Origin of the sequence: Streptomyces sp. P13-3-3 (assembly GCF_050571355.1) — a bacterium.
GTDB classification, from domain to species: domain Bacteria; phylum Actinomycetota; class Actinomycetes; order Streptomycetales; family Streptomycetaceae; genus Streptomyces; species Streptomyces althioticus.
This window is the reverse complement of sequence record NZ_CP192228.1, coordinates 2,283,413-2,305,876: the sequence shown is the minus strand read 5'-3', so window position 1 is coordinate 2,305,876 and position 22,464 is coordinate 2,283,413. Positions and strand designations below refer to the sequence as shown.

Sequence of the window (22,464 nt, the reverse complement as noted above, 5' to 3'; positions counted from 1 at the left end):
GAGACGCGACCGATCATCACCGACCATTAGCGGAGGGTCGGCATCGACCGGTAGTGTTCGGCATTGCCGAACAGCGGCAGCGACGTCGCGAGTCGGCGCTCGAAGGGGACGGAGGCAGTACGGCGATGGCACGGAACATCCAGTCGCTCGAACGGGCGGCAGCGATGCTGCGCCTGCTCGCGGGCGGTGAGCGACGGCTCGGCCTCTCGGACATCGCCTCCTCGCTGGGCCTCGCCAAGGGCACCGCCCACGGCATCCTGCGCACGCTCCAGCAGGAGGGGTTCGTGGAGCAGGACGAGGCCTCCGGCCGCTACCAGCTGGGCGCCGAGCTGCTGCGCCTGGGCACCACCTACCTGGACGTGCACGAGCTGCGGGCCCGCGCCCTGGTGTGGACGGACGACCTGGCCCGCTCCAGCGGGGAGAGCGTCCACCTCGGGGTGCTGCACCAGCAGGGCGTGCTGATCGTGCACCACGTGTTCCGGCCCGACGACAGCCGGCAGGTGCTGGAGATCGGCGCCATGCAGCCGCTGCACTCCACGGCCCTGGGCAAGGTGCTGGCGGCCTACGACCCGGTCGCGCACAGCGAGGCCGTGGAGGCCGACCGCAAGGCGTTCACCGACCGCACGGTGTGCGACGTCGAGGCCTTCGAGGGGATCCTCGACCTCACCCGCGCGCGGGGCTACGCGGCGGACGTGGAGGAGACCTGGGAGGGCGTGGCCTCGCTCGCCGCGCCCATCCACGACCGGCGGCGCATGCCGGTCGGGGCGGTCGGCATCACGGGCGCGGTGGAGCGGCTGCGCAAGGACGGCGAGCTGCGGCCCGAGCTGATCGCGGCGGTGCGGGACTGCGCCCGCGCGGTGTCCCGGGACCTGGGCGCCGCACGCTTCTGAGCGGGCTCCGGCCGCACGCCGGGCACCGGACGGCACAGCACCCGGACGCCTGAGGGCGGGCCGGGGTCCAGGCATGTACCCGTACGAAGACGGGCAGTGATCGGTCCGATCCGGCAGGCCTGGCGATCAGTAACGATCGCACTTTTCGACAACCGAGACTCTTGACGCATCTCCGGGGCCGGACAAGACTCCCGTCCATCGGTCGGCATTGTCGAACACCTACCGGCAATACGCGCTAGAGTGGGACAACGCCAAGGGCCGGCAACGCTCTCACCCCTGAGGGCGCCAATCCCCGGAGGGACCCGGGGGTCGGCTTCCCTGGACGAAGGACAAAGGAGTCGCGGGTGTCCAGCTCCGACATCTTCATCGGCGAGACCATCGGTACCGCCATACTCATCCTGCTCGGCGGCGGTGTGTGTGCCGCCGTGACGCTCAAGGCCTCCAAGGCCCGTAACGCCGGCTGGCTCGCCATCGCCTTCGGCTGGGGCTTCGCCGTCCTGACGGGCGCCTACATAGCCGGGCCGATCTCCGGCGCCCATCTGAACCCGGCCGTGACCCTCGCGCTCGCCATCAAGGACGGCGGGTGGGCCAACGTTCCGACCTACTTCGCCGCGCAGATCCTCGGCGCGATGATCGGCGCCACGCTGGTGTGGCTGGCGTACTACGGCCAGTTCCAGGCCCACCTGACCGACAAGGAGATCGTCGGCGGTCCGGGCGCCCAGACGACGTCCGCCAAGGCCGTCGAGGCGCAGGAGAAGGGCGCGGGCCCGGTGCTCGGCGTCTTCTCCACGGGTCCGGAGATCCGGCACACGGTGCAGAACCTCGCCACGGAGATCATCGGCACCTTCGTGCTGCTGCTCGCCATCCTGACGCAGGGCCTGAACGACGCGGGCAACGGCCTCGGCGCACTGGGCGGTCTGATCACGGCGCTCGTGGTCGTCTCGATCGGTCTGTCGCTCGGCGGCCCGACCGGTTACGCCATCAACCCCGCCCGTGACCTCGGCCCGCGCATCGTCCACGCCCTGCTGCCGCTGCCCAACAAGGGCGGCTCCGACTGGTCGTACGCCTGGGTCCCGGTGGCCGGTCCGCTGATCGGCGGCGCCATCGCGGCCGGCGTCTACAACGTCGCCTTCGCATAGATGACCGCATCGCCTCGCACCGCGATCGTTGTAGAAGCGCCGTACCCACTGCCCCGTAACCAAGGAACGTTCAGGAGCACACCGTGACCGACGCCCACACCGCCGGCCCGTTCATCGCCGCGATCGACCAGGGCACCACCTCGTCCCGCTGCATCGTCTTCGACCGCGACGGGCGCATCGTCTCCGTCGACCAGAAGGAGCACGAGCAGATCTTCCCCAAGCCCGGCTGGGTGGAGCACGACGCCACCGAGATCTGGGCGAACGTCCAGGAGGTGGTCGCCGGCGCCGTCGCCAAGGCCGGCATCACCCGGGACGACATCAAGGCCATCGGCATCACCAACCAGCGCGAGACCACCGTGCTGTGGGACAAGAACACCGGTGAGCCGGTCCACAACGCGATCGTCTGGCAGGACACCCGCACCGACGCCCTCTGCCGTGAGCTGGGCCGCAACGTCGGCCAGGACCGCTTCCGCCGCGAGACCGGCCTGCCCCTGGCCTCCTATTTCGCCGGTCCCAAGGCGCGCTGGCTGCTCGACAACGTCGAGGGTCTGAAGGAGCGTGCGGAGGCGGGCGACATTCTTTTCGGCACCATGGACACATGGGTCATCTGGAACCTTACGGGCGGAACGGACGGCGGCCGGCACGTCACCGACGTCACCAACGCCTCCCGCACCATGCTGATGAACCTGCACACGATGCAGTGGGACGCGAAGATCGCCGAGTCGATCGGCGTCCCGACGCCGATGCTGCCGGAGATCCGGTCCTCCGCCGAGGTCTACGGCGAGATCAAGGGCGGCAAGCTGGGCGACCTGCTCGGCGGCATCCCGGTCGCCTCGGCGCTCGGCGACCAGCAGGCGGCGCTGTTCGGCCAGACCTGCTTCGCCGAGGGCGAGACCAAGTCGACCTACGGCACCGGCACCTTCATGGTGATGAACACCGGCGACAAGATCATCAACTCCTACAGCGGTCTGCTGACCACGGTCGGCTACAAGATCGGCGACCAGGACACGGTCTACGCCCTGGAGGGCTCGATCGCCGTCACCGGTTCGCTGGTGCAGTGGATGCGCGACCAGATGGGCCTGATCTCCACCGCCGCCGAGATCGAGACCCTGGCGCTGTCCGTCGAGGACAACGGCGGCGCCTACTTCGTGCCGGCCTTCTCCGGCCTGTTCGCCCCGTACTGGCGCTCCGACGCCCGCGGTGTGATCGCCGGCCTCACCCGGTACGTCACCAAGGCGCACCTCGCGCGCGCCGTCCTGGAGGCCACCGCCTGGCAGACGCGGGAGATCGCCGACGCCATGACGAAGGACTCCGGCGTGGAGCTCGCCGCCCTCAAGGTCGACGGCGGCATGACCTCCAACAACCTGCTGATGCAGACCCTCGCCGACTTCGTGGACGCCCCCGTGGTGCGCCCGATGGTCGCCGAGACCACCTGCCTCGGCGCCGCCTACGCCGCCGGCCTGGCCGTCGGCTTCTGGAACAGCACCGACGACCTGCGCGCCAACTGGCGCAGGGCCGCCGAGTGGACCCCCCGCATGGACGCGGACACCCGCGACCGTGAGTACAAGAGCTGGCTCAAGGCCGTCGAGCGGACCATGGGCTGGCTCGAGGACGAGGAGTAGAACCGCCATGACCACCCAAGCCACCCTGCAGTCCGTACCTGCCCTGGGGACGCACCCGGCGTCCGGCCCGAACCCGAGCCGTGCCGAGACCCGGGAGCAGCTCTCCAAGGCGTCGTACGACCTCCTCGTCATCGGCGGCGGCATCCTGGGCATCTCCACGGCCTGGCACGCCGCGCAGTCCGGTCTCAGGGTGGCTCTGGTGGACGCCGGTGACTTCGCCGGAGCCACCTCCTCCGCCTCCTCCAAGCTGCTCCACGGCGGTCTGCGCTACCTGCAGACCGGCGCGGTGAAGCTGGTGGCGGAGAACCACTTCGAGCGCCGTGCGGTCTCCCGCCAGGTGGCCCCCCACCTGGCGAACCCGCTCACGTTCTACCTCCCCGTGTACAAGGGCGGGCCGCACGGCGCGGCGAAGCTCGGGGCCGGCGTCTTCGCCTACTCGGCGCTGTCGGCCTTCGGTGACGGTGTGGGCCACCTGCTGTCGCCGGCGAAGGCCGCGCAGGACGTGCCGGAGCTGCGCACCGACAACCTCAAGGCCGTGGCCGTGTACGGCGACGACCAGATGAACGACGCGCGCATGGCGCTGATGACGGTCCGCGCGGCCGCCGACTCGGGCGCGGTCGTCCTCAACCACGCCGAGGTGACGGGCCTGCGCTTCACCAAGGGCCGGGTCACCGGCGCCGAGCTGCGCGACCGTCTCTCCGGCGACGAGTTCGGCGTCAACGCCCGCCTGGTGCTGAACGCCACCGGCCCGTGGGTGGACCACCTGCGGCGCATGGAGGACCCGGACGCCGCTCCGTCCATCCGGCTGTCGAAGGGCGCGCACCTGGTCCTGAAGCGCACCGCCCCGTGGAAGGCCGCGCTGGCCACGCCGATCGACAAGTACCGGATCACCTTCGCCCTCCCCTGGGAGGACATGCTGCTGCTCGGCACCACCGACGAGGAGTACGAGGGCGACCCGGCGGACGTCGCGGTGAACGAGAAGGACATCGCGCAGATACTCGACGAGGCCGCGTTCTCCATCCGCGACCAGCAGCTCGACCGTGACCTGATCACGTACTCCTTCGCCGGTCTGCGGGTGCTGCCGGGCGGTCCCGGCGACACGGCCAAGGCCAAGCGGGAGACGGTGGTCACCGAGGGCCGCGGCGGGATGCTGTCCGTCGCGGGCGGCAAGTGGACCACGTTCCGCCACATCGGCCGCACGGTGATGCGCAAGCTCCAGGAGCTGCCCGGCCACCCGCTGGGCGAGGACTTCGAGCCGATCGGCGCGCTGCCGAAGAAGCTGCCGCTGCCGGGTGTGGCCAACCCGCGTGCCGTCGCCCACCGCCTGCTGGTGGACGGCCCGGCGCCCGGCCCGCGCATGGCCGCGGACACCGCCCGGCACCTGGCCACCCACTACGGGTCGCTGGCGTTCGACATCGCCCGGCTAGCGAACGAGGACCCGGCGCTGGCCCGCCGTGTCCACCCGGACGCGCCGGAGATCTGGGCCCAGGTCGTGTGGGCCCGGGACCACGAGTGGGCCGAGACGGCCGACGACGTGCTGCGCCGCCGCACCACCCTGACCATCCGCGGCCTGGCCACGGACGAGGTCCGGGCGGACGTGCAGGAGCTGCTCGGCAAGAAGTGACGGCGCCCGCGCCGGCTCCCCCGCACGGGAGCCGGCGCGGTGAGGGGCGGCCCGCGCCGACGGGCCGCCCCTCACCGCGTTCCGCGGTCCGCCGCGCGGGGTGTTTCCCGCCGCCGTGCGGGGCAGTGATGGGGCACTCCCCTTGTGCGGGGAGCTGCGGGAGCCCCCGCGGACACGCCGTAAGGTTGGTGCGTACGCGAGGGCACGTCGGAAGGAGGCGCTGGGTGATCGAGCTCGAGGGGGTTCCCGAGCTGATCGACCCGGTCATGGTGGCCGCGTTCGAGGGCTGGAACGACGCCGGTGACGCCGCTTCCACCGCGGTCGCGCATCTGGACAGGGAGTGGAAGGGCGAGGTGTTCGCGGCGCTCGACGCCGAGGACTACTACGACTTCCAGGTCAACCGCCCCACGGTGTTCCTGGAGAACGGCGTGCGGAAGATCACCTGGCCGACGACGCGGCTGTCGGTGGTCAGGGTGGGCGGCGAGAAACCGCGCGACCTGGTGCTGGTGCGCGGCATCGAACCGTCCATGCGCTGGCGCTCGTTCTGCAACGAGATCCTCGGCTTCGCCCACGAGCTGGGCGTGGAGCTGGTGGTGGTGCTGGGCGCGCTGCTCGGTGACACCCCGCACACCCGTCCGGTCCCGATCAGCGGGACCACGTCCGACCCGGACCTGGCCCGCCGCATGGATCTCGAGGAGACCAAGTACGAGGGTCCCACGGGCATCGTCGGCATCCTCCAGGAGGCGTGCACGCACGCGGGCGTGCCCGCGGTGTCGCTGTGGGCGGCCGTCCCGCACTACGTGTCGCAGCCGCCCAACCCGAAGGCGACGCTGGCGCTGCTGAACCGGCTCGAGGACCTGATCGACGTGCGCATCCCGCTGGGCGAGCTGCCCGAGGACGCGCGCGCCTGGCAGGTGGGCGTGGACCAGCTGGCCGCGGAGGACAGCGAGGTCGCCGAGTACGTGCAGACGCTGGAGGAGGCGCGGGACACCGCCGAGCTGCCGGAGGCGTCCGGTGAGGCGATCGCCCGGGAGTTCGAGCGGTATCTGCGGCGGCGTGACGGGGCGTCGGGTCCGCCCGGGCCGCCGGGCGGTCATGCCACCGCCGAGGGGGGCGACGGCGGGCCGTCGTACCGGCGGGACGGGCCGGGACGGTCCCGGCCGTCCAAGCCGCCTCGCCGGGAGGCGGATCAGGACGGCGACGAGTCGTCCGAGGAGTGACGTGACGTGAAGAGGGGCCCCGTTTCTGGGAAACGGGGCCCCTTTTCACTGTTCTTCGTCGGGTGCGGCGCCGTTGTGGCTGGTCGCGCAGTTCCCCGCGCCCCTTCAGGGCGTTTCCCTAGAGGGCGACTCCCAGCAATGCGTCCACGGCTCGGGAGACGATGCCCGGGGCGCCGGGGTCGGTGCCGCCCTGCTGTTCCTGGAGGACCGTCCAGCGGTCCACCGCGGCGAGCGCGGCCGGGGCGTTCAGGTCGTCCGCGAGGGCGTCGCGGATCTCCTCGACGAGCGCCTCGGCGGGCGGGCCGTCGGGGCGGGAGACCGCGGCGCGCCAGTGGTCGAGGCGGGTCACGGCGTCCTGGAGGACCTGGTCGGTCCACTCCCAGTCGGAGCGGTAGTGATGGGCGAGGAGCGCCAGGCGGATCGCCGCCGGGTCGACGCCCTCCCGCCGCAGCTGGGAGACGAAGACCAGGTTGCCCTTGGACTTGGACATCTTCTCGCCGTGCAGGGCGACCATGCCGGCGTGCACGTACGCCTTGGCCATCGGGTACTCGCCGGTGAGCACCTGGGCGTGCGAGGCGCCCATCTCGTGGTGCGGGAAGACGAGGTCGGAGCCGCCGCCCTGGATGTCGAAGGTCATGCCCAGGTGATCGAGGGCGATGGCCACGCACTCGATGTGCCAGCCGGGCCGGCCGCGGCCGAGCGAGCCGCCGTCCCAGCTCGGCTCGCCCTCGCGGGCGGCCATCCAGAGCATCGGGTCGACGGGGTTCTTCTTGCCCGGGCGGTCCGGGTCGCCGCCGCGTTCGGCGGACAGCATCCGCATGGCGGCCGCGTCCAGGCGGGAGACCTGGCCGAAGTGCCGGTCGGACTCGACGGAGAAGTAGATGTCGCCGTCGATCTCGTAGGTGGCGCCGAGCTCACGGAGCCGCTCGACGATCGGGACGATGCCGGGTATGGCCTCGACCGCGCCTATGTAGTGCCGGGGCGGCAGCATCCGCAGGGCCGTCATGTCCTCGCGGAACAGGGCGGTCTCCTGCTCGGCGAGCGCGGTCCAGTCGACGCCGTCGCGCTCGGCCCGCTCCAGCAGCGGGTCGTCGACGTCGGTGACGTTCTGGACGTAGTGAACCTGCCGCTTGTTGTCGAGCCACACGCGCTGCACCAGGTCGAACGCGTTGTAGGTCGCCGCGTGTCCGATGTGGGTGGCGTCGTAGGGCGTGATGCCGCAGACGTAGAGACGGGCGACGGGGCCGGGGTCGAGGGTGACAGGACCGTCGGTCGCGGTGTCGTGGATCCTCAGGTCGCGGCCCTGACCGGGCAGGGCGGGGACTTCGGAAGCGGGCCAGGCATGCATGTCACGAGCCTAACCGGACCGCGGTTCCGGATACGAACCGGAACGGGCCGTATGGCCGGGGAGGCGTTCTTGCGCGTCGCCGCGCCGTGTGCCTCACCGGCCTCCGTCACGGTCAGACCGGCGGCCAGGGGATGGCGGGCCAGTCGGTGCCCGGTTCCGGGTGGGTGCCCGAGGTGAGCAGGGCGTCCACGCGGGCGCGGGTGGCGTCGATCTCGGCGGGGGTGATCAGCGGGGTCAGGGCCGTGGTGAGCGGCCCGGAGGGCGTGAGGGCGTCCCTGAGGCCCTTGAGGACGTCCAGGGCCTCCTCGGGCAACGGCTCCCCCGCCCAGCCCCACAGGAGCGTGCGCAGCTTGTTCTCGGTGTTGAAGGTGACCCCGTGGTCGATGCCGTAGAGGCGGCCGTCGGCCGTGGGCAGCAGGTGTCCGCCCTTGCGGTCGGCGTTGTTGATCACCGCGTCGAGCACGGAGAGGCGGCGCAGCCGGTCGTCGTCGGCGTGCACCAGCAGCGCGGTGCGGCCCTCGCCGGCCTCGGCGAGGCCGATCGCCTTCCAGCCCGGCTCCGGCTCGTCGCCGTCCACCAGGGCGAGCAGTTCGGCGCCGGGCGCGGTCTCGATCCACAGCTGGCACATGCCCTCGCCGTACGGGCCGTCGCGCAGCACGGTGGGCGGCACCAGGTCCCAGCCGGTCGCCCGGGACACCTCGTACGCGGCGGCCTCGCGCCCGGCCAGGGTGCCGTCGGGGAAGTCCCACAGGGGCCGCTCCCCCGCGACGGGTTTGTAGACGCAGGCCGCTTCGCGGTCCTCGTGGGTGACGGTGCAGTACAGCGCGGCGTTCGACGCCTCACGGATGCGTCCGCGCACGGTGAGCTCGCCGCGGGCGAGCAGCTCGGCCGCGGCCGGGTCGGTGGCGGTCACGCTCCGCGGCGGTATCCGTTCTGGCGCGGACATACGTGTCCTTCCGGGTCGAGCGGGAGGCTGCACAGCGGGCACGGCGGCCGCCCCGCGTTGACGACGTCCAGGGCGCGCTTGGCGAAGGCCCGTGCCTGTGCGCCGGTGAGCATGACGCGGAGCATCGGCGGGCCGTTCTCCTCGTCCTGGAGCAGCCGCTCCTCCGCCTCGGCGAGGTCCTCGTCGGAGTCGGCGTCCAGTTCGACGAGCGCCTGCGCCTCCACGATCATGCGCTGCTCCTCGCCGTCCCAGGCGAGCGCCATGGTGCCGACGCGGAACTCCTCCTCCACGGGGGTGTCCAGCGGCGCGGTGTCGGTGATCTCGGTCGGCGCCATGGCGGGCACCGCCGCGCTGCCGCCGCTGCGGCGCACCACCTCGTCGAGCAGCTCGTCCATCCGCTCGGCGAGCGCCGCGACCTGGGTCTTCTCCAGGGCCACGCTGGTCACCCGGGAGCCGGCGGTGGCCTGGAGGAAGAACGTACGGCGCCCTGGCAGTCCGACCGTGCCGGCCACGAAACGTTCCGGTTGGTCGTAGAGGAACACCTGACGGGACACGTCCTGTCTCCATTGAGAGTCGGGGAACGGGCGGTGGGTGGATCGCAGCGCAACTCTGCGGTCGCTTCACCCTACTGCGGGGAACGATCACGGTGCGCCCGCGTCGCCCCCCACGGTGGCGTCGCCGGCCGGCGGCTCCTCGCGCGGCGCCAGGGACGCGAAGTCGCCGGTGTCGCCGAGCCGGAGGAGAAAGGGGCGCAGCCGGGTGTAACGGATCGCGGTGATGGAACACGGTTCGACGGAGATCCGCTGGAAGAGGTCGAGATGAAGTCCGAGGGCGTCCGCCACCAGGGACTTGATGATGTCGCCGTGCGAGCACATCAGGTACACGGCGTCGGGTCCGTGGTCGCGCTCCACGCGCGCGTTCCACTCGCGCACCGCTTCGGCGGCGCGCGTCTGCATGGCGCGCATGGACTCCCCGCCGGGGAAGGCCGCGGCGGACGGGTGCGCCTGCACGACCTCCATGAGCGGCTCGTCCTTGAGCTCGGCGAGCTTGCGTCCGGTCCAGTCGCCGTAGTGGCACTCGCCGATGCGTTCGTCGGTGTGGTGGGCGAGGCCGGGGCGGGCCTGGAGCAGCGGGGCGACGGTCTCCCGGCAGCGGTCGAGCGGGCTGGTGACGACCTCGGCCAGCGGCAGCGGGGCGAGCCGTCCGGGCAGTGCGGCGGCCTGCGCGGTGCCGCGGTCGTCGAGGTGCACGCCGGGCGTCCAGCCGGCGAGCAGTCCCTCGGTGTTGGCGGTGGATCGTCCGTGCCGGACCAGGAGCAACGTGGGCATGCCGCCCAGGGTAGGCGTACGGGCGTGTGCGGGAACCGGGGCATGAGGACGACAGCGGGACGGATACGGGACGGCAGACCGACTGCCGGGACGGGAGGACATGCTTCGTGATCGTCGACTGTGGCGTCTACCGGGAGGGGCACAGGTCGGAGGGGTCCCAGGACTTCTCCGACGCACTGGAGCAGGCACGGTCGGCGGGAGGTTTCGTCTGGATCGGGCTGCACGAGCCGACGGCCGAGGAGTTCGACCTGGTCGCGCGGGAGTTCGGGCTGCATCCGCTGGCCGTGGAGGACGCCCTCAAGGCGCATCAGCGGCCCAAGCTGGAGGTCTACGACGACTCGGTCTTCGTGGTCCTGAAGCCGGTGGTGTACGAGCCGGACAGCGACACGGTGTCCTCCGGCGAGATCATGATCTTTCTCGGCGACTCGTTCGCGGTGAGCGTGCGGCACGGTCGGGGCGCCCCGCTGGACGCGGTACGGGAGCGGCTGGAGCGGGAGCCCGAGCTCCATCGGGAGGGGGCGACGGCGGTGCTGTACGGGGTCGCCGACGCCGTGGTCGACCACTACCTGGAGGTGGCGACCGAGCTGCAGACCGACCTGGAGGAGCTGGAGACGGAGGTCTTCACCCCCGACGCGGGCGGCTCGCGGCACACGGCGTCCCGGATCTACGGCTTCAAGCGGCAGATCCTGGAGTTCCGCCGGGCGACGGTGCCGCTGACGGCGCCCATGGCCCGGCTGGCGGGGGCCGGCGGGTCGGGGTCGCGGGCGCCGTTCGTGGAGGAGGGCGCGCGGCCGTACTTCCGTGACGTCCACGACCACCTCACCCGCGTCAACGAGTCGGTGGAGGGCCTGGACCGGCTGGTGTCGGACGTGCTGTCGGCGCATCTGGCGCAGGTCGGCGTCCAGCAGAACGACGACATGCGCAAGATCTCCGCGTGGGCGGCGATGGCCGTGGTGCCCACGATGATCGCGGGGATCTACGGCATGAACTTCGAGCACATGCCCGAGCTGCACTGGACGTGGTCGTACCCGGTGGTGATCGCGTTGATGGCCGCGCTGGAGGTGGTGCTGTTCCGCACCTTCAAACGCCGGGGGTGGCTGTAGCGGACGGCCGCGGGGCGGTCAGGCCGCCTCCGGCTCCGGAGTGGCGGGGCCGCCCAGCGCGTTGCGCCGCTCGGGCATCCGCAGCGAGACCATCCGGCGCCGGCCGCCGAGGCGTTCGTACAGGTACACGGCGTGGATGCCGGCGGCGAGCAGCGCCGCCTTGGGCTTCGGCCAGCCGAGGATCCGGCCCATGTGGGCCATCACGGCGAGGCTGACGTCGCGGTAGATCCGGATCTCGGCGAGCGCGCACTCGCGCAGGGTGCGCCGGATGGCGCGGCCGTGTCCGGCGTAGGCGAAGCGGAGCAGCTCCTCGTGGCAGTAGGCGAGGTGGTTGTCCTCGTCGTTGGAGATCATCCGCACCGCTCGGCCGAGGTCGGGGTGGTCGGCGAAGTGCTTGCGCAGCAGCTCCATCTGCTCGGAGGCGCGCTGCTCGGTGACCCGGCTGTGGGCGAGGTAGGTGACGATGTCCTGGACGGTGAGCGGCTCGTCGCGCTCGAGCTTGTCGTGGGCCAGGCCGATGCCGTTCCGCTCCAGGAGCATCGTGTAGTCGGTGTCCGGAGGCACCGGGACGGGCTCCAGACCGCGCTTCTTCAGCAGGGCGTTGAAGATCCGGCCGTGCTTGTCCTCGTCGGCGCCGTGCCGGGTGATCTTGGGGGCGAGATCGCGCTGCGACTCGGGTACGAGCGCCGCGATGCGGGCGTTCTCCCAGCCGCCCTGGGACTCGCCGCTGGCCGCGATCGAGCAGAACAGCGCGAAGGACTCGTCGTGGTCGAGGATCTCCTGGAACAGGCTCTTCGCCGACAGCATGGGGCCCACCTCTCCGCGGCGTCCGCGGTCGCGCGGTCCGCATGTCCACAGTTGTCGCAAAGAAGGAGTCAAATGCGGCTGGGGTGATGCGGCAACAGGTGCGGCGGACAAGTCCGCCAATCGGCGTACGCGCCGGGCGGCGGTCGGGGACCCGTACGCGCGCGTGCGGGGGCGCGCGTGTGCCTGAGATGTGGGGCGCGCGGGGCGCGTAACCCGCTCGGGGCGAGGGCGTTGTTGTGGGTGACGGCCGTGGCGGGGTCGACCCCCGAGCCCCCACCACGGCCGCGTGACCTGGCCGCCGCCGCGGGGGACGCGGCGGCGGCCGGACGGGTCAGGCCAGGCCCGCGCGCTCCAGGGCCTCGACGCCGGCGCGCAGCGAGGCCAGCCGCTCGTCGAGGGTGAAGCCGGCCGGGGCGAGGGTGAGGGTGGTGGCCCCGGCGGCCGCGTAGGCCTTCATGCGGTCGGCGATGCGGTCGACCGAGCCGAGCAGGGTGGTGCCGTCGATCAGGTCGTGCGGGACGGCGGCGGCCGCTCCCTGCTTGTCGCCGGACAGGTACTTGTCCTGGATCTCGGCGGCCTCCCGCTCGTACCCCATGCGCTGGGCGAGCTGGTTGTAGAAGTTCTGCTTGCGGCTGCCCATGCCGCCGACGTACAGCGCCGTGTAGGGGCGGAAGGTGTCGGCGAGGGCGGCCACGTCCTTGTCGTCGCCCACGGCGAGCGGGACGGTCGGGCAGATGTCGAAGCCGTCGAGGGTCTTGCCTGCCTTCTCGCGGCCCGCGCGGATGTGCTTGACGGCGGTGTCCTCCAGGTGGTCGGCGGACGGGAAGATCAGCAGGGCGCCGTCGGCGATCTCACCGGTCTGCTCGAGGTTCTTCGGGCCGATCGCGGCGATGTACAGCGGGATGTGCTCGCGCTGCGGGTGCACGGTGAGCTTGAGGGGCTTGCCCGGGCCGCCGGGGAGGGGCAGCGTCCAGTGCTCGCCCTCGAAGGAGAGGCGCTCGCGGGTCATCGCCTTGCGGATGATCTCGACGTACTCGCGGGTGCGGGCGAGCGGCTTGTCGAACTTGACGCCGTACCAGCCCTCGGAGACCTGGGGTCCGGAGACGCCGAGGCCGAGGCGGAAGCGGCCTCCTGAGAGCGAGTCCAGGGTGGCCGCGGTCATCGCGGTCATGGCCGGCTGGCGGGCCGGGATCTGGAAGATGGCCGAGCCGACGTCGATGCGCTCGGTGCGGGCGGCGACGAACGCGAGGACGGTGGCGGCGTCGGAGCCGTAGGCCTCGGCGGCCCAGCAGACCGCGTAGCCGAGGCGGTCCGCCTCCTGGGCCACGGCGAGGTTGTCCGCGTCCATTCCGGCGCCCCAGTAGCCGAGGTTGATCCCTAGCTGCATGGCCGTCTCCCCTTACCGATCAGTAACGTGACTTGCGCAGACCTTATACCTCCCACGCCCGCGGGGCAGGGGCGCGGGAGGTGCGGCCGCGCGGGTCCGGCCAAGGTCCCGCGAGGCCGCGGGACGCCCGGGAAACGGTTGTCCACAGGCCCCCACACGCACAGCTCTGGCCAGTAATCTCGGCGTTCATGGAGCAGAGGCATCTCGGCCGTACCGGCCTGCGTGTGTCCCGGATCGGGCTCGGGACCCTCACCTGGGGCCGTGACACCGACGAGCACGACGCGGCGGACCTGCTGAAGACGTTCTGGGACGCGGGCGGGACGCTGGTCGACACGGCGGACGTGTACGGCGACGGGGAGGCCGAGTACCTGCTCGGACGGCTGATGGACGGCCTGGTGCCACGCCGCGACCTGGTGATCTCAACGAAGGCCGGCAGCGTGCCCGACCCGGACCGCCGGTTCGACTGCTCGCGCGGTCATCTGCTGTCCGCGCTCGACGCCTCGCTCGCCCGCCTCGGCACGGAATACGTCGACGTGTGGCACGTCCACGCCTACGATCCGGCCACCCCGCTGGAGGAGACGCTCCAGGCGCTGGACATCGCCGTCGCCAGCGGGCGCGTGCGGTACGCGGGCGTGTCCAACTTCTGCGGCTGGCAGCTCGCCAAGGCCGCGACCTGGCAGCTCGCCGCGCCGGGCGCGCGCACCCGCCTGGCGAGCACCCAGATGGAGTACTCGCTGCTCCAGCGCGGGGTGGAGCGGGAGGTCCTGCCCGCCGCGCTCGACCTCGGCATCGGCATGCTGCCGTCCTCCCCGCTCGGCCGGGGCGTGCTCACCGGCAAGTACCGCGGGGACGCCACCCCGGCCGACTCGCGCGGCGCCTCGGAGCATCTCGCGCCGTTCGTCGCGCCGTACCTGGACGACACGGCGAGCCGGATCGTGGACGCGGTGACGACCGCGGCGGACGGTCTCGCGGTGACCGCGCTCCAGGTCGCGCTCGCCTGGGTCCGCGACCGGCCCGGGGTGACCGCCCCCATCGTGGGCGCGCGCACGGCGCAGCAGCTCACGGCGGCGTTGTCAGTGGAGGCGCTTAGTCTTCCTGACGAGATCTGCCGGGCGCTCGACGACGTGTCGGCTCCGGTGCACCGCTATCCCGATCACGACTGGAGCACGCTGTGAGCACGCCGGAGACCCCTGAGGAGCCGAGGAGCGCGGACGACGGCACGCCCGCCGACGGCACGCCCGCCGAGGGCGCGCAGGTGTCCGAGGCCGAGGCCGAGCTGGCCGCGCAGCGTCTGGAGCGGGAGCGGATCGAGCGGCGCAAGGCGGAGCGGCGGGGCCCGGTCGAGGCCGGCACCAAGCTGAGCGGCACGGCGGCCGAACTGCTCGCCGCCGTACGGGCCGTGGAGAGCGGCGAGAAGCCGCCGGCCACCGTGTTCGAGGAGGCCCGGCCAGCTCCGAGGCGCCCCGCGCCGGAGCCGGTGCGGCGGGCCTCGGCGGTCGTTCCCGAGGGACCGGCCGCGCCCGCCGAGGGCACCGTGGGCGAGGTGCGGGAGGTGCTGACGCGGGGCGGTGCTCCCGCCGCGCTCGCCGCGCCGGCCGCCGCGGCCCTGGGCGAGGGCGCCGCCCAGCTGCTGCGCGAGGACCCCTGGCAGCTGCTGCGGGTTCCGGGCGTCCGGCCCGAGCAGGCGGACGGGTTCGCCCGCGCGCTGCTCGGCGGGGAGGCAGGGCCCGGTGACGAGCGGCGGGGCCGCGCGCTGACCGTCTGGCTGCTGGAGCAGGCCGCGCCCGCCGGGCACACGGCGCTGGAGATGGCCGCGCTCACCGAGGCGCTCGGCCGGCAAGGCGTGCCCGCCCCGGAGGACGCGGTGCGGGACGCCATCACCGAGGGGGACGTCCTCGTGTTCCAGGACGCCGTCGGTGAACCGGTCGGGGAGGACGAGGAGCAGCCCGTCCGGGTGTTGGTCGGTCTGGAGCGCTGCGCCCTCGCCGAGGAGAGCCTCGCCGACGGTCTGGCCCGGCTGGTCAACTCGGCGCCCAAGCAGGACGGTGCGGCCGAGGAGTGGGAGCGGGCCGCCGCCGCCGCGGAGGGCTCCGCGGCCGACCTGATCCGCGCGGTCTCCGGGCACGGGCTGGTGCTGCACACCGGCGGTGAGGCCGCGCTGGCCGAGCCGGCGGCGCTCCTCGACGCGGCGCACGGCATGGGTCTGCGCGCCTGGGCCGCCGCGCACACCCCGGTCGGGCGGGAGCGGTTCGCGGCCCGCGTGGAGGGCCCGGGTGTGGCCACGGTCGCCGGGCTGCTGTCCGGCGCGGAGGGGCCCGGGCGGGACGCGGAAGGCGCGCTGGACGTGGACCTGCTGGTGGTGCTGGACGCGCCGCAGCTCGACGTGGAGACCGCCGCGCTGCTCACGGAGTCCTTGCCGGACGGGGCGCGGCTGGTGCTGTCCGGCGATCCGGCGGTGCTGTGGTCGGTCGGTCCCGGGCGGGTGTTCGCGGACCTCCTGGCGGCGCGGGCCTGTCCGCAGGTCGCCTCCCGGCGCCCGGACCCGGGTCCGCTGGGCGAGCTGGTCTCGGGCATCGGCGTCGGCGAGCTGCTCCAGGTGGAGGCGCCCGAGAAGGAGGTCGTCATCGTGCCCGTCCGGGACGCGGGCGAGGCGGTGCACCGGACCGTGCAGCTGGTGGCGGACTCGGTGCCGCGTGCCCTCGGCGTGCCGGCCGAGGAGACGCAGGTGATCACCCCGGGCCACGGGGGCGCGGTCGGCACGCGTGTGCTGAACGCGGCGCTGAAGGAGCGGCTGAACCCGGGCCCGGGCCGTTTCGCCGGCTTCGACCCCGGCGACCGGGTGGCCTGGTCCCCCGCCCCCGGCCGCACCCTTCCGGGCCGCGTGGTCGGGGCGGACGCCGAGGGCCTGCGCCTGGACTGCGCGGGCGAGACGGTCGTCGTGCCACGGGACCGCGTGGAGCAGACGGTCCGCCACGGGTGGGCGCTGACCGCCCACCAGGCGGTGGGCTCCCGCTGGCCCGCGGCGGTCGTGGTCCTCCCCGGCGACGCGGTCCCCGCCCTGAGCCGACCCTGGATCTACACGGCCTTCAGCCGGGCCGACCGTCACCTGTCCGTGGTCCACGGCGTCGACCAGGCCCTCCAGCGAGCGGTCGCCGAAGTCCCGGCGAAGCCGCGCACGACGCGTCTGCCGGTACTGCTGGCGCCGCAGCTGCCGGGGGCGGCGGACTAGGGCGCCCCTGACCGGCCGCCGTGTGCCTGACCGGTGCGCGGTGAGCTTCGCCGCGCCCGGCTGGCGAGGAAGCTGCGGGCGGTCCGGGGCTGGTCGCTACCGGAGCACGCGGCTCGGCCGCCGGCACGACCGGCTGAGCGGGCCCGCCGCGGCCGGACAGCACCGCACTGAGGGCCACAGGCGAACCCAGGGCAGATCGGTACCGGAGCACGCGGCCCGGCTGCCCACACGACCGGCCGAGCGGACCCGCCGCAGTCGCACAGCACCGCACTGAGGGCCGCGGGCGAACCCAGGGCAGATCGGTACCGGACCACGCGGCCCGGCTGCCCACACAACCGGCCGAGCGGACCCGCCGCAGTCGCACAGCACCGCACTGAGGGCCACAGGCGAACCCAGGGCAGATCGGTACCGGACCACGCGGCCCGGCCACCCACACGACCGGCCGAGCGGACCCGCCGCAGTCGCACAGCACCGCACTGAGGGCCACAGGCGAACCCAGGGCAGATCGGTACCGGACCACGCGGCCCGGCCACCCACACGACCGGCCGAGCGGACCCGCCGCGGCCGGACAGCACCGCACTGAGGGCCACAGGCGAACCCAGGGCAGATCGGTACCGGAGCACGCGGCCCGGCCACCCACACGACCAACTGACCGGCCCCGCCGCAGCCGGACAGCACCGCACTGAGGGCCACGGGCGGCCCCAGGGCATCGGTACCGGAGCACGCGCCCCGGCCACCCACACGACCGGCTGAGCGGGCCCGCCGCAGCGGGACGGCACCCCCGCCGACGCCCAGTGGGCTCGGCGGCACCGGTGCCGCATACGCGTCGGCGGCGGCACCCCCCTCAGGGTGCCGCCGCCCGCGCGTGTCCGATCAGCGGTCCGCGTCCAGGGGTTCCAGGTCCTCGTCCGCGTCCGGGGACAGGGCCGACTCCAGGTCGTCGTCGTCCTCTTCGTCGTCCGCGTCGTCGTCGAAGACCGCGCTGACGTCGAAGCGGCACACCACCGCCTCGGGATCCACCTGCTCGAACGGCGCCTCGAGCCACTCGCCGGGGTCCGGGATCTCGTCCGATGCCGTCACCCAGAGCGTGGAGTCGCCCTCCTCCAGGCCGAACTCCTTGTGCCGGGAGGCGATCTCGTCCGGTTCATACTCCCCGAACAGCAGGCCGAGGGCGCCGTGGACGGTGTTGGAGGCCTCCGGACTCTCGTCGTCCGCCTCCTCGATCCGCTGGGCGTGCGCCAGCAGCCGCTGCGGCTCGACGACGGCGTAGTCGCGGCGGATCAGCACGCTGAGGGCGTTGGGTTCCTCGGGGCCGCCGTACGGGGGCAGGGCCTCCTCGGCACCGGGGATCTCGAAGGGCGTGACCTCGTCGTAGCGGTCGTAGAGCAGTTCGTCGTACGTCTCCGCGGCCGCGGCCAGCTGGTTGAAGGCCTCGTAGACGGCCGGGTCGTCGTCACCCGACCGGCTCTCGACCGCGGCCAGGTGGCGGTCGAGCGCGGTCTTCACCGCCTCGGCGGCGGCGCGTACCTCGGCAGCGGTGGGCTGCGCAGCATCAGACATAGTGCAGACGCTATCCGTACCGGGGCCCGGCCCGCACAATAGATGCGATGCCGGAATACGAATTTGTCGACGTGTACGTGCCACGCGGGGTCTCCCGCAAGGAGACGGCGCGTCTGCTGACGGACCATGCCGAGTACGGTCACTGGGAGTTGTACCGCCTGACGCTGATGCGTGACGGCAGCCGCAGGGTGCGGCTGCGGCGGCGGATCATCCGCCAGGTGCGCGCCACCTGGTGAGCTGGGCGCGCCCGACCGGAGTCAACGGGCGGAGCGGACCCCGCGTCGGTCGCGGGGTCCGCTCCGTGTGTCCGAGATCACGCCGCGGTGCGCGCCCTGCGGTACAGGATGCCGCCGACGAGCAGCGCACCCGCGCCGGCCGGCAGCGCGAGACCGAGCGGCAGCTCGCTGCCGGTCTCGGCGAGCTGCCCGTCGCCCCGCGGGCCCGGCTGGTTGCCGGTGGAGGGGGTGTCCGGGGCGCCGGGCGTGCCAGGCGTACCGGGCTCACCCGGGTTCCCCGGCTCACCGGGGTTGCCAGGCTCACCGGGCTCACCCGGGTTGCCAGGCTCACCGGGGTTACCCGGCTCGCCAGGGTTACCGGGTTCACCCGGGTTCCCGGGCTCACCGGGCTCCCCCGGATTGCCAGGCTCACCGGGCTCACCGGGCTCCCCCGGATTGCCGGGCTCTCCAGGCTCGCCCGGGTGCCCCCCGCCGTGCCCCGTGTTGGCGCAGTCGTTGCCGGCCGCCCCGTTGCCGACGCCGATGACGTCGACACTGTTGCCGCAGACGTTCACCGGCACGTGGACCGGCACCTGGACGACGTTGCCGGAGGCCACGCCGGGCGAGTCGCTCGCCTTGCCGTGGGCGTGCGAGCCACCGTGGTGGCCGGAGCCGCCCTTGTTGGCGCAGGCGTTGCCGACCGCCGGGTTGAGGATCCCGACGACGTTGACCGTGTTGCCGCAGACGTTCACCGGCACGTGCACCGGCGCCTGCACGACGTTGCCGGAGAGCACGCCCGGCGAGCCCTTGGCCGCGCCCGTCGCGCCGGAGTCGGCGTGGGCGGCGGCGCCGCCCGCGGCGGCGAGCACACCGGTGGCGGCGGCCATGGTCATCAAGCCCTTGCGGGTGACCTGTCGCATTGCTGAATTCCCTGTCCTCGGACCTGCTGCCGGGACGCGGAGCGTGCCGTGTCCCGGAATTCTCGACGAATGAGGAACCGGTCGGCCCCGGAGCGCATGGCGCGCGCTCCGGGGCCGACGGGCTCGAACCCTCAGCGGGCGATGCCTAGAGGGCGAGACACGACGTCACGCGTTGACGCAGGTGTTGCCGAAGGCGGGGTTCAGCAGCCCGATCACGGAGATCGTGTTGCCGCAGACGTTCACGGGAACGTGAACCGGCACCTGCACGACGTTGCCGGACAGGACGCCCGGGGAGTGCACGGCGGCACCCTGCGCGCCCGAGTCGGCGGCGGCCATGCCCGCGCCCGCGAGAACCAGACCACCGGTGGCGGCCGCGACGGCGACGACCTTCTTCAGCATGTATTCCTCCTAGTTGGCAATGTGATCCAAAGTCGCGGATCACATCACGGGTAACGAGGAGGAAGTAATGAGGCTACGAGCTTATGGTCGCATTCACTCTTCCCGGTCAACTCCGTACGTCTGCCCGATTATGGGGAATCCCCGGAAGCCGCCTCCTCAGGACGCGTCCAGGAACCGGTCGAGCACGCGGACGCCGAACTTGAGGCCGTCCACCGGCACCCGCTCGTCGACGCCGTGGAACATGCCCGCGAAGTCCAGCTCCGGGGGCAGCTTCAGCGGCGCGAAGCCGAAGCAGCGGATGCCGAGGTCGTCGAAGGACTTGGCGTCGGTGCCGCCGGACAGCATGTAGGGCACGGCCCGCGCGATGGGGTCCTCGGCGCTCAGCGCGGTCTGCATGGCGTCGACGAGCCGGCCGTCGAAGTCCGTCTCCAGTGCCTTGTCGGAGTGCACGTCCTCGCGCCGCACGCGCGGGCCGAGGATGCGGTCGAGGTCGGCGAGGAACTCCTCCTCGTAGCCGGGCAGGAAGCGGCCGTCGACGTGCGCGGTGGCCTGGCCCGGGATGACGTTGACCTTGTAGCCGGCGCCGAGCTGGGTGGGCGCGGCGGAGTTGCGCAGGGTGGTGCCGATCATGCGGGCGATGCCACCGAGCTTGGCGAGGGTCTCGTCCATGTTCTCCGGGTCGAGCTCGGTGCCGAGCGCGTCGGAGAGCTCGTCCAGGAAGGCGCGGACGGTCTTGGTGACCCTGACCGGCCACTTGTGCCGGCCGAGGCGGGCGACGGCCTCGCACAGCTCGGTGATGGCGTTGTCGTCGTTGGTCATCGAGCCGTGGCCCGCGGTGCCGTCGACGGTGAGCCGCATCCAGTGCATGCCCTTCTCGGCGGTCTCGACGAGGTACAGGCGCAGCTTCTCGTTGACGGTGAAGGAGAAGCCGCCGACCTCGCCGATCGCCTCGCTCACGCCGTCGAACAGCTCGGGGTGCTTGCGCACCAGGTGCTTGGCGCCGTAGGTGCCGCCGGCCTCCTCGTCGGCGAGGAAGGCGAGGACGACGTCCCGCGGGGGCTTGCGGCCGCTGCGCATGCGCTCGCGGACGACCGCGAGGGTCATCGCGTCCATGTCCTTCATGTCGACGGCCCCGCGCCCCCACACGCATCCGTCGGCGATCTCGCCGGAGAAGGGGTGGTGGGTCCAGTCGTCCGCGTTGGCGGGCACGACGTCGGTGTGGCCGTGGATGAGCAGGGCGGGCCGCGACGGGTCCTCGCCCTCGATCCGGGCGATCGTGGAAGCGCGTCCCGGGTGGGACTCGAAGATCTGGGGTTCCAGGCCGACTTCGGCGAGCTTCTCGGCGACGTACTCGGCCGCCTTGCGCTCGCCGGGGCCCGAGTGGTCGCCGTAGTTGCTGGTGTCGATCCGGATCAGCTCGCGGCAGAGGTCCACGACCTCGTCCTCACCGGTGACGCCCTTGGCCGGGTCCGTCTCGCTCACGTGCTTCCTCCCGCTGCTGGTGTTCCCGCTGGTCGGTCCCTCCCCATCCTCCCCCTCACGGCGGCCGGCCCCAAGACCCGCCCCGGCCCGTCACACGGCGTTCACGCGTCGGCGCGGCGGGGGTGATCGGCCACCCCGGAACACCTGGTAATGTTTATGTCGTCGCCGCGGGGGGAAACCCGCGCGACAGACACCTTGTCCGGGTGGCGGAATGGCAGACGCGCTAGCTTGAGGTGCTAGTGCCCTTTATCGGGCGTGGGGGTTCAAGTCCCCCCTCGGACACTTGCTTCATCGAGGGCCTCGACCGGACGGTCGGGGCCCTCGGGCGTTGTACGGAAGGTGCCCCATGACGTCGTCTCGCACGCCCTGCCCCTGCGGTCTCCCCGAAACCTACGAGGAGTGCTGCGGCCGCTTCCACGCCGGTACGGCCTCGGCGCCGACGGCGGAGCGCCTGATGCGGTCGCGGTACGCGGCGTTCGTACGGCGGGACGGGGCGTACCTGCTGCGGACCTGGCACCCGCGGACCCGGCCCGCCCGGCTCGACCTCGACCCGGCGATGCGGTGGACCGGGCTGGAGATCCTCGCCGCGGAGGACGGCTCCGCCTTCCACACCACCGGCACGGTGACCTTCCGCGCCTCCTACCGGGGCGGCTCCCTGCACGAGCGCAGCCGCTTCGAACGGGTCGACGGGGCCTGGGTGTACGTCGACGGGGACTTCCTGAGCTGAGGGTTCGGGGGCGGAGCCGGCTCAGGCCGGCAGCCGGGTGTCGACGACGAAGGCGATCTCCACGAGCTGGCCGGGCAGGGTCAGTTCGGTGACGCCGAGGACCGTGCTCGCCGGGCGGTGGCCGCCGAAGTAGGCGAAATTGGCCTCCGCCGTGGCCGCGGCGTGGCGCGCGAGGTCCACCACGTAGAGGGTCTGTGTGGCGATCTGGTTCCGGGTGGCCCCGTAGTGGGCGAGGACGCGGTCCATGTTGGTGTGCGTGCGCCGCACCTGGGCGGCGAAGTCGCCGGGGTTCGGGAATCCGCCCGCCTCGTCGAAGGCGAGCTGTCCCGAGACGTGGACGAGGTCGCCGGAGCGGATCGCCTGCGCGTAGCCGAAGTCGCTTTCGGCCGGGATTCCGTAGGAGAAGACGTCACTGGTGGTCATGGGTGGGCCCGCCCTTGTCCTGTCGGTCACTTGTGGTTACTCAGGAACTGTAGGAGAGTGAGCGCCGACCTGGAAGAACGCACTTTTCGGTGACT

21 protein-coding genes and 1 tRNA gene are annotated in these 22,464 nt (G+C 72.6%); 11 read left to right on the top strand and 11 right to left on the bottom strand.

Annotation, left to right across the window (positions count from 1 at the left end; translation table 11 throughout):
* Positions 1–125 precede the first annotated feature (125 nt).
* The 5 genes from ACQZOG_RS10430 to ACQZOG_RS10410 all read left to right on the top strand — a co-directional run bounded on the left by ACQZOG_RS10430 (position 126) and on the right by ACQZOG_RS10410 (position 6,495).
* Positions 126–890 carry an IclR family transcriptional regulator gene (locus ACQZOG_RS10430; RefSeq protein ID WP_163084892.1) on the top strand — a complete coding sequence of 255 codons (765 nt, stop codon included), beginning with the start codon at positions 126–128 and terminating at the stop codon, positions 888–890.
* 344 nt (positions 891–1,234) lie between these two features.
* Positions 1,235–2,029 (top strand): MIP/aquaporin family protein, encoded by a 795-nt coding sequence (locus ACQZOG_RS10425; RefSeq protein WP_033276703.1) that lies wholly within the window; start codon positions 1,235–1,237, stop codon positions 2,027–2,029.
* Positions 2,030–2,112: 83 nt separating this feature from the next.
* A complete protein-coding gene (glpK, locus tag ACQZOG_RS10420) occupies positions 2,113–3,651 on the top strand; it encodes a glycerol kinase GlpK (protein ID WP_033276704.1) in 1,539 nt (512 codons plus the stop codon).
* Between the two features lie 7 nt (positions 3,652–3,658).
* Positions 3,659–5,275, top strand: coding sequence for a glycerol-3-phosphate dehydrogenase/oxidase (locus ACQZOG_RS10415; protein ID WP_058915799.1), 1,617 nt, complete (start codon positions 3,659–3,661; stop codon positions 5,273–5,275).
* 224 nt (positions 5,276–5,499) lie between these two features.
* Positions 5,500–6,495, top strand: a complete 996-nt coding sequence (locus tag ACQZOG_RS10410; RefSeq protein ID WP_033276706.1) for a PAC2 family protein — start codon at positions 5,500–5,502, stop codon at positions 6,493–6,495.
* 118 nt (positions 6,496–6,613) lie between these two features.
* On the opposite strand, the gene mshC is transcribed toward ACQZOG_RS10410, so the two are convergent.
* The 4 genes from mshC to ACQZOG_RS10390 all read right to left on the bottom strand — a co-directional run bounded on the left by mshC (position 6,614) and on the right by ACQZOG_RS10390 (position 10,117).
* Positions 6,614–7,843: a cysteine--1-D-myo-inosityl 2-amino-2-deoxy-alpha-D-glucopyranoside ligase gene (gene mshC, locus ACQZOG_RS10405; protein WP_033276707.1), complete on the bottom strand. Its 1,230-nt coding sequence runs from the start codon at positions 7,841–7,843 to the stop codon at positions 6,614–6,616.
* A gap of 112 nt (positions 7,844–7,955) precedes the next feature.
* The gene (locus ACQZOG_RS10400; RefSeq protein WP_359519716.1) at positions 7,956–8,789 is read right to left on the bottom strand and encodes an SCO1664 family protein; all 834 of its coding nucleotides are present in this window, start codon (positions 8,787–8,789) and stop codon (positions 7,956–7,958) included.
* Positions 8,753–9,343 carry a DUF3090 domain-containing protein gene (locus tag ACQZOG_RS10395; protein WP_033276709.1) on the bottom strand — a complete coding sequence of 197 codons (591 nt, stop codon included), beginning with the start codon at positions 9,341–9,343 and terminating at the stop codon, positions 8,753–8,755. The genes ACQZOG_RS10400 and ACQZOG_RS10395 overlap by 37 nt, the downstream gene beginning before the upstream one ends.
* An 87-nt stretch (positions 9,344–9,430) precedes the next feature.
* Positions 9,431–10,117, bottom strand: coding sequence for a histidine phosphatase family protein (locus ACQZOG_RS10390; RefSeq protein ID WP_033276710.1), 687 nt, complete (start codon positions 10,115–10,117; stop codon positions 9,431–9,433).
* A 107-nt stretch (positions 10,118–10,224) separates the two neighbouring features.
* Here ACQZOG_RS10390 and corA point away from each other — a divergent pair, with 107 nt between their 5' ends.
* A complete protein-coding gene (gene corA, locus ACQZOG_RS10385) occupies positions 10,225–11,220 on the top strand; it encodes a magnesium/cobalt transporter CorA (protein ID WP_033276711.1) in 996 nt (331 codons plus the stop codon).
* Between the two features lie 18 nt (positions 11,221–11,238).
* Here corA and ACQZOG_RS10380 read toward each other — a convergent pair whose 3' ends face one another.
* Together ACQZOG_RS10380 and ACQZOG_RS10375 are read right to left on the bottom strand one after the other, a co-directional pair.
* On the bottom strand, positions 11,239–12,027 hold the full coding sequence (locus ACQZOG_RS10380; RefSeq protein WP_430741455.1) for a ferritin-like domain-containing protein: 789 nt from the start codon (positions 12,025–12,027) through the stop codon (positions 11,239–11,241).
* Between the two features lie 331 nt (positions 12,028–12,358).
* Positions 12,359–13,414, bottom strand: coding sequence for an LLM class F420-dependent oxidoreductase (locus ACQZOG_RS10375; protein WP_033276713.1), 1,056 nt, complete (start codon positions 13,412–13,414; stop codon positions 12,359–12,361).
* Positions 13,415–13,602: 188 nt separating this feature from the next.
* On the opposite strand from ACQZOG_RS10375, the gene ACQZOG_RS10370 reads away from it, so the two are divergent.
* Entirely contained in the window at positions 13,603–14,589 is a 987-nt protein-coding gene (locus ACQZOG_RS10370; protein ID WP_033276714.1) for an aldo/keto reductase, read from the top strand.
* Positions 14,586–16,643 (top strand): helix-hairpin-helix domain-containing protein, encoded by a 2,058-nt coding sequence (locus ACQZOG_RS10365; RefSeq protein WP_399608708.1) that lies wholly within the window; start codon positions 14,586–14,588, stop codon positions 16,641–16,643. The genes ACQZOG_RS10370 and ACQZOG_RS10365 overlap by 4 nt, the downstream gene beginning before the upstream one ends.
* A gap of 873 nt (positions 16,644–17,516) precedes the next feature.
* On the opposite strand, the gene ACQZOG_RS10360 is transcribed toward ACQZOG_RS10365, so the two are convergent.
* Positions 17,517–18,203: a hypothetical protein gene (locus ACQZOG_RS10360; protein ID WP_193456468.1), complete on the bottom strand. Its 687-nt coding sequence runs from the start codon at positions 18,201–18,203 to the stop codon at positions 17,517–17,519.
* 47 nt (positions 18,204–18,250) lie between these two features.
* Between ACQZOG_RS10360 and ACQZOG_RS10355 the strand changes: the two genes are divergently transcribed.
* Entirely contained in the window at positions 18,251–18,439 is a 189-nt protein-coding gene (locus ACQZOG_RS10355; protein WP_004933366.1) for a DUF5703 family protein, read from the top strand.
* Between the two features lie 77 nt (positions 18,440–18,516).
* Here ACQZOG_RS10355 and ACQZOG_RS10350 read toward each other — a convergent pair whose 3' ends face one another.
* The 3 genes from ACQZOG_RS10350 to ACQZOG_RS10340 all read right to left on the bottom strand — a co-directional run bounded on the left by ACQZOG_RS10350 (position 18,517) and on the right by ACQZOG_RS10340 (position 21,219).
* On the bottom strand, positions 18,517–19,338 hold the full coding sequence (locus tag ACQZOG_RS10350; RefSeq protein WP_359672598.1) for a chaplin: 822 nt from the start codon (positions 19,336–19,338) through the stop codon (positions 18,517–18,519).
* A 165-nt stretch (positions 19,339–19,503) separates the two neighbouring features.
* On the bottom strand, positions 19,504–19,737 hold the full coding sequence (gene chpH / locus ACQZOG_RS10345) for a chaplin ChpH (RefSeq protein ID WP_006135972.1): 234 nt from the start codon (positions 19,735–19,737) through the stop codon (positions 19,504–19,506).
* 156 nt (positions 19,738–19,893) lie between these two features.
* On the bottom strand, positions 19,894–21,219 hold the full coding sequence (locus tag ACQZOG_RS10340; RefSeq protein WP_033276718.1) for a M20/M25/M40 family metallo-hydrolase: 1,326 nt from the start codon (positions 21,217–21,219) through the stop codon (positions 19,894–19,896).
* A 197-nt stretch (positions 21,220–21,416) separates the two neighbouring features.
* Here ACQZOG_RS10340 and ACQZOG_RS10335 point away from each other — a divergent pair.
* Together ACQZOG_RS10335 and ACQZOG_RS10330 are read left to right on the top strand one after the other, a co-directional pair.
* Positions 21,417–21,501: transfer RNA gene (locus ACQZOG_RS10335), tRNA-Leu, on the top strand.
* Between the two features lie 64 nt (positions 21,502–21,565).
* Positions 21,566–21,946, top strand: a complete 381-nt coding sequence (locus ACQZOG_RS10330) for a YchJ family protein (RefSeq protein ID WP_193456470.1) — start codon at positions 21,566–21,568, stop codon at positions 21,944–21,946.
* A gap of 21 nt (positions 21,947–21,967) precedes the next feature.
* Here the strand turns inward: ACQZOG_RS10330 and ACQZOG_RS10325 are convergent, their stop codons facing one another.
* Positions 21,968–22,369 carry a RidA family protein gene (locus ACQZOG_RS10325; RefSeq protein ID WP_033276720.1) on the bottom strand — a complete coding sequence of 134 codons (402 nt, stop codon included), beginning with the start codon at positions 22,367–22,369 and terminating at the stop codon, positions 21,968–21,970.
* Positions 22,370–22,464: the final 95 nt, after the last annotated feature.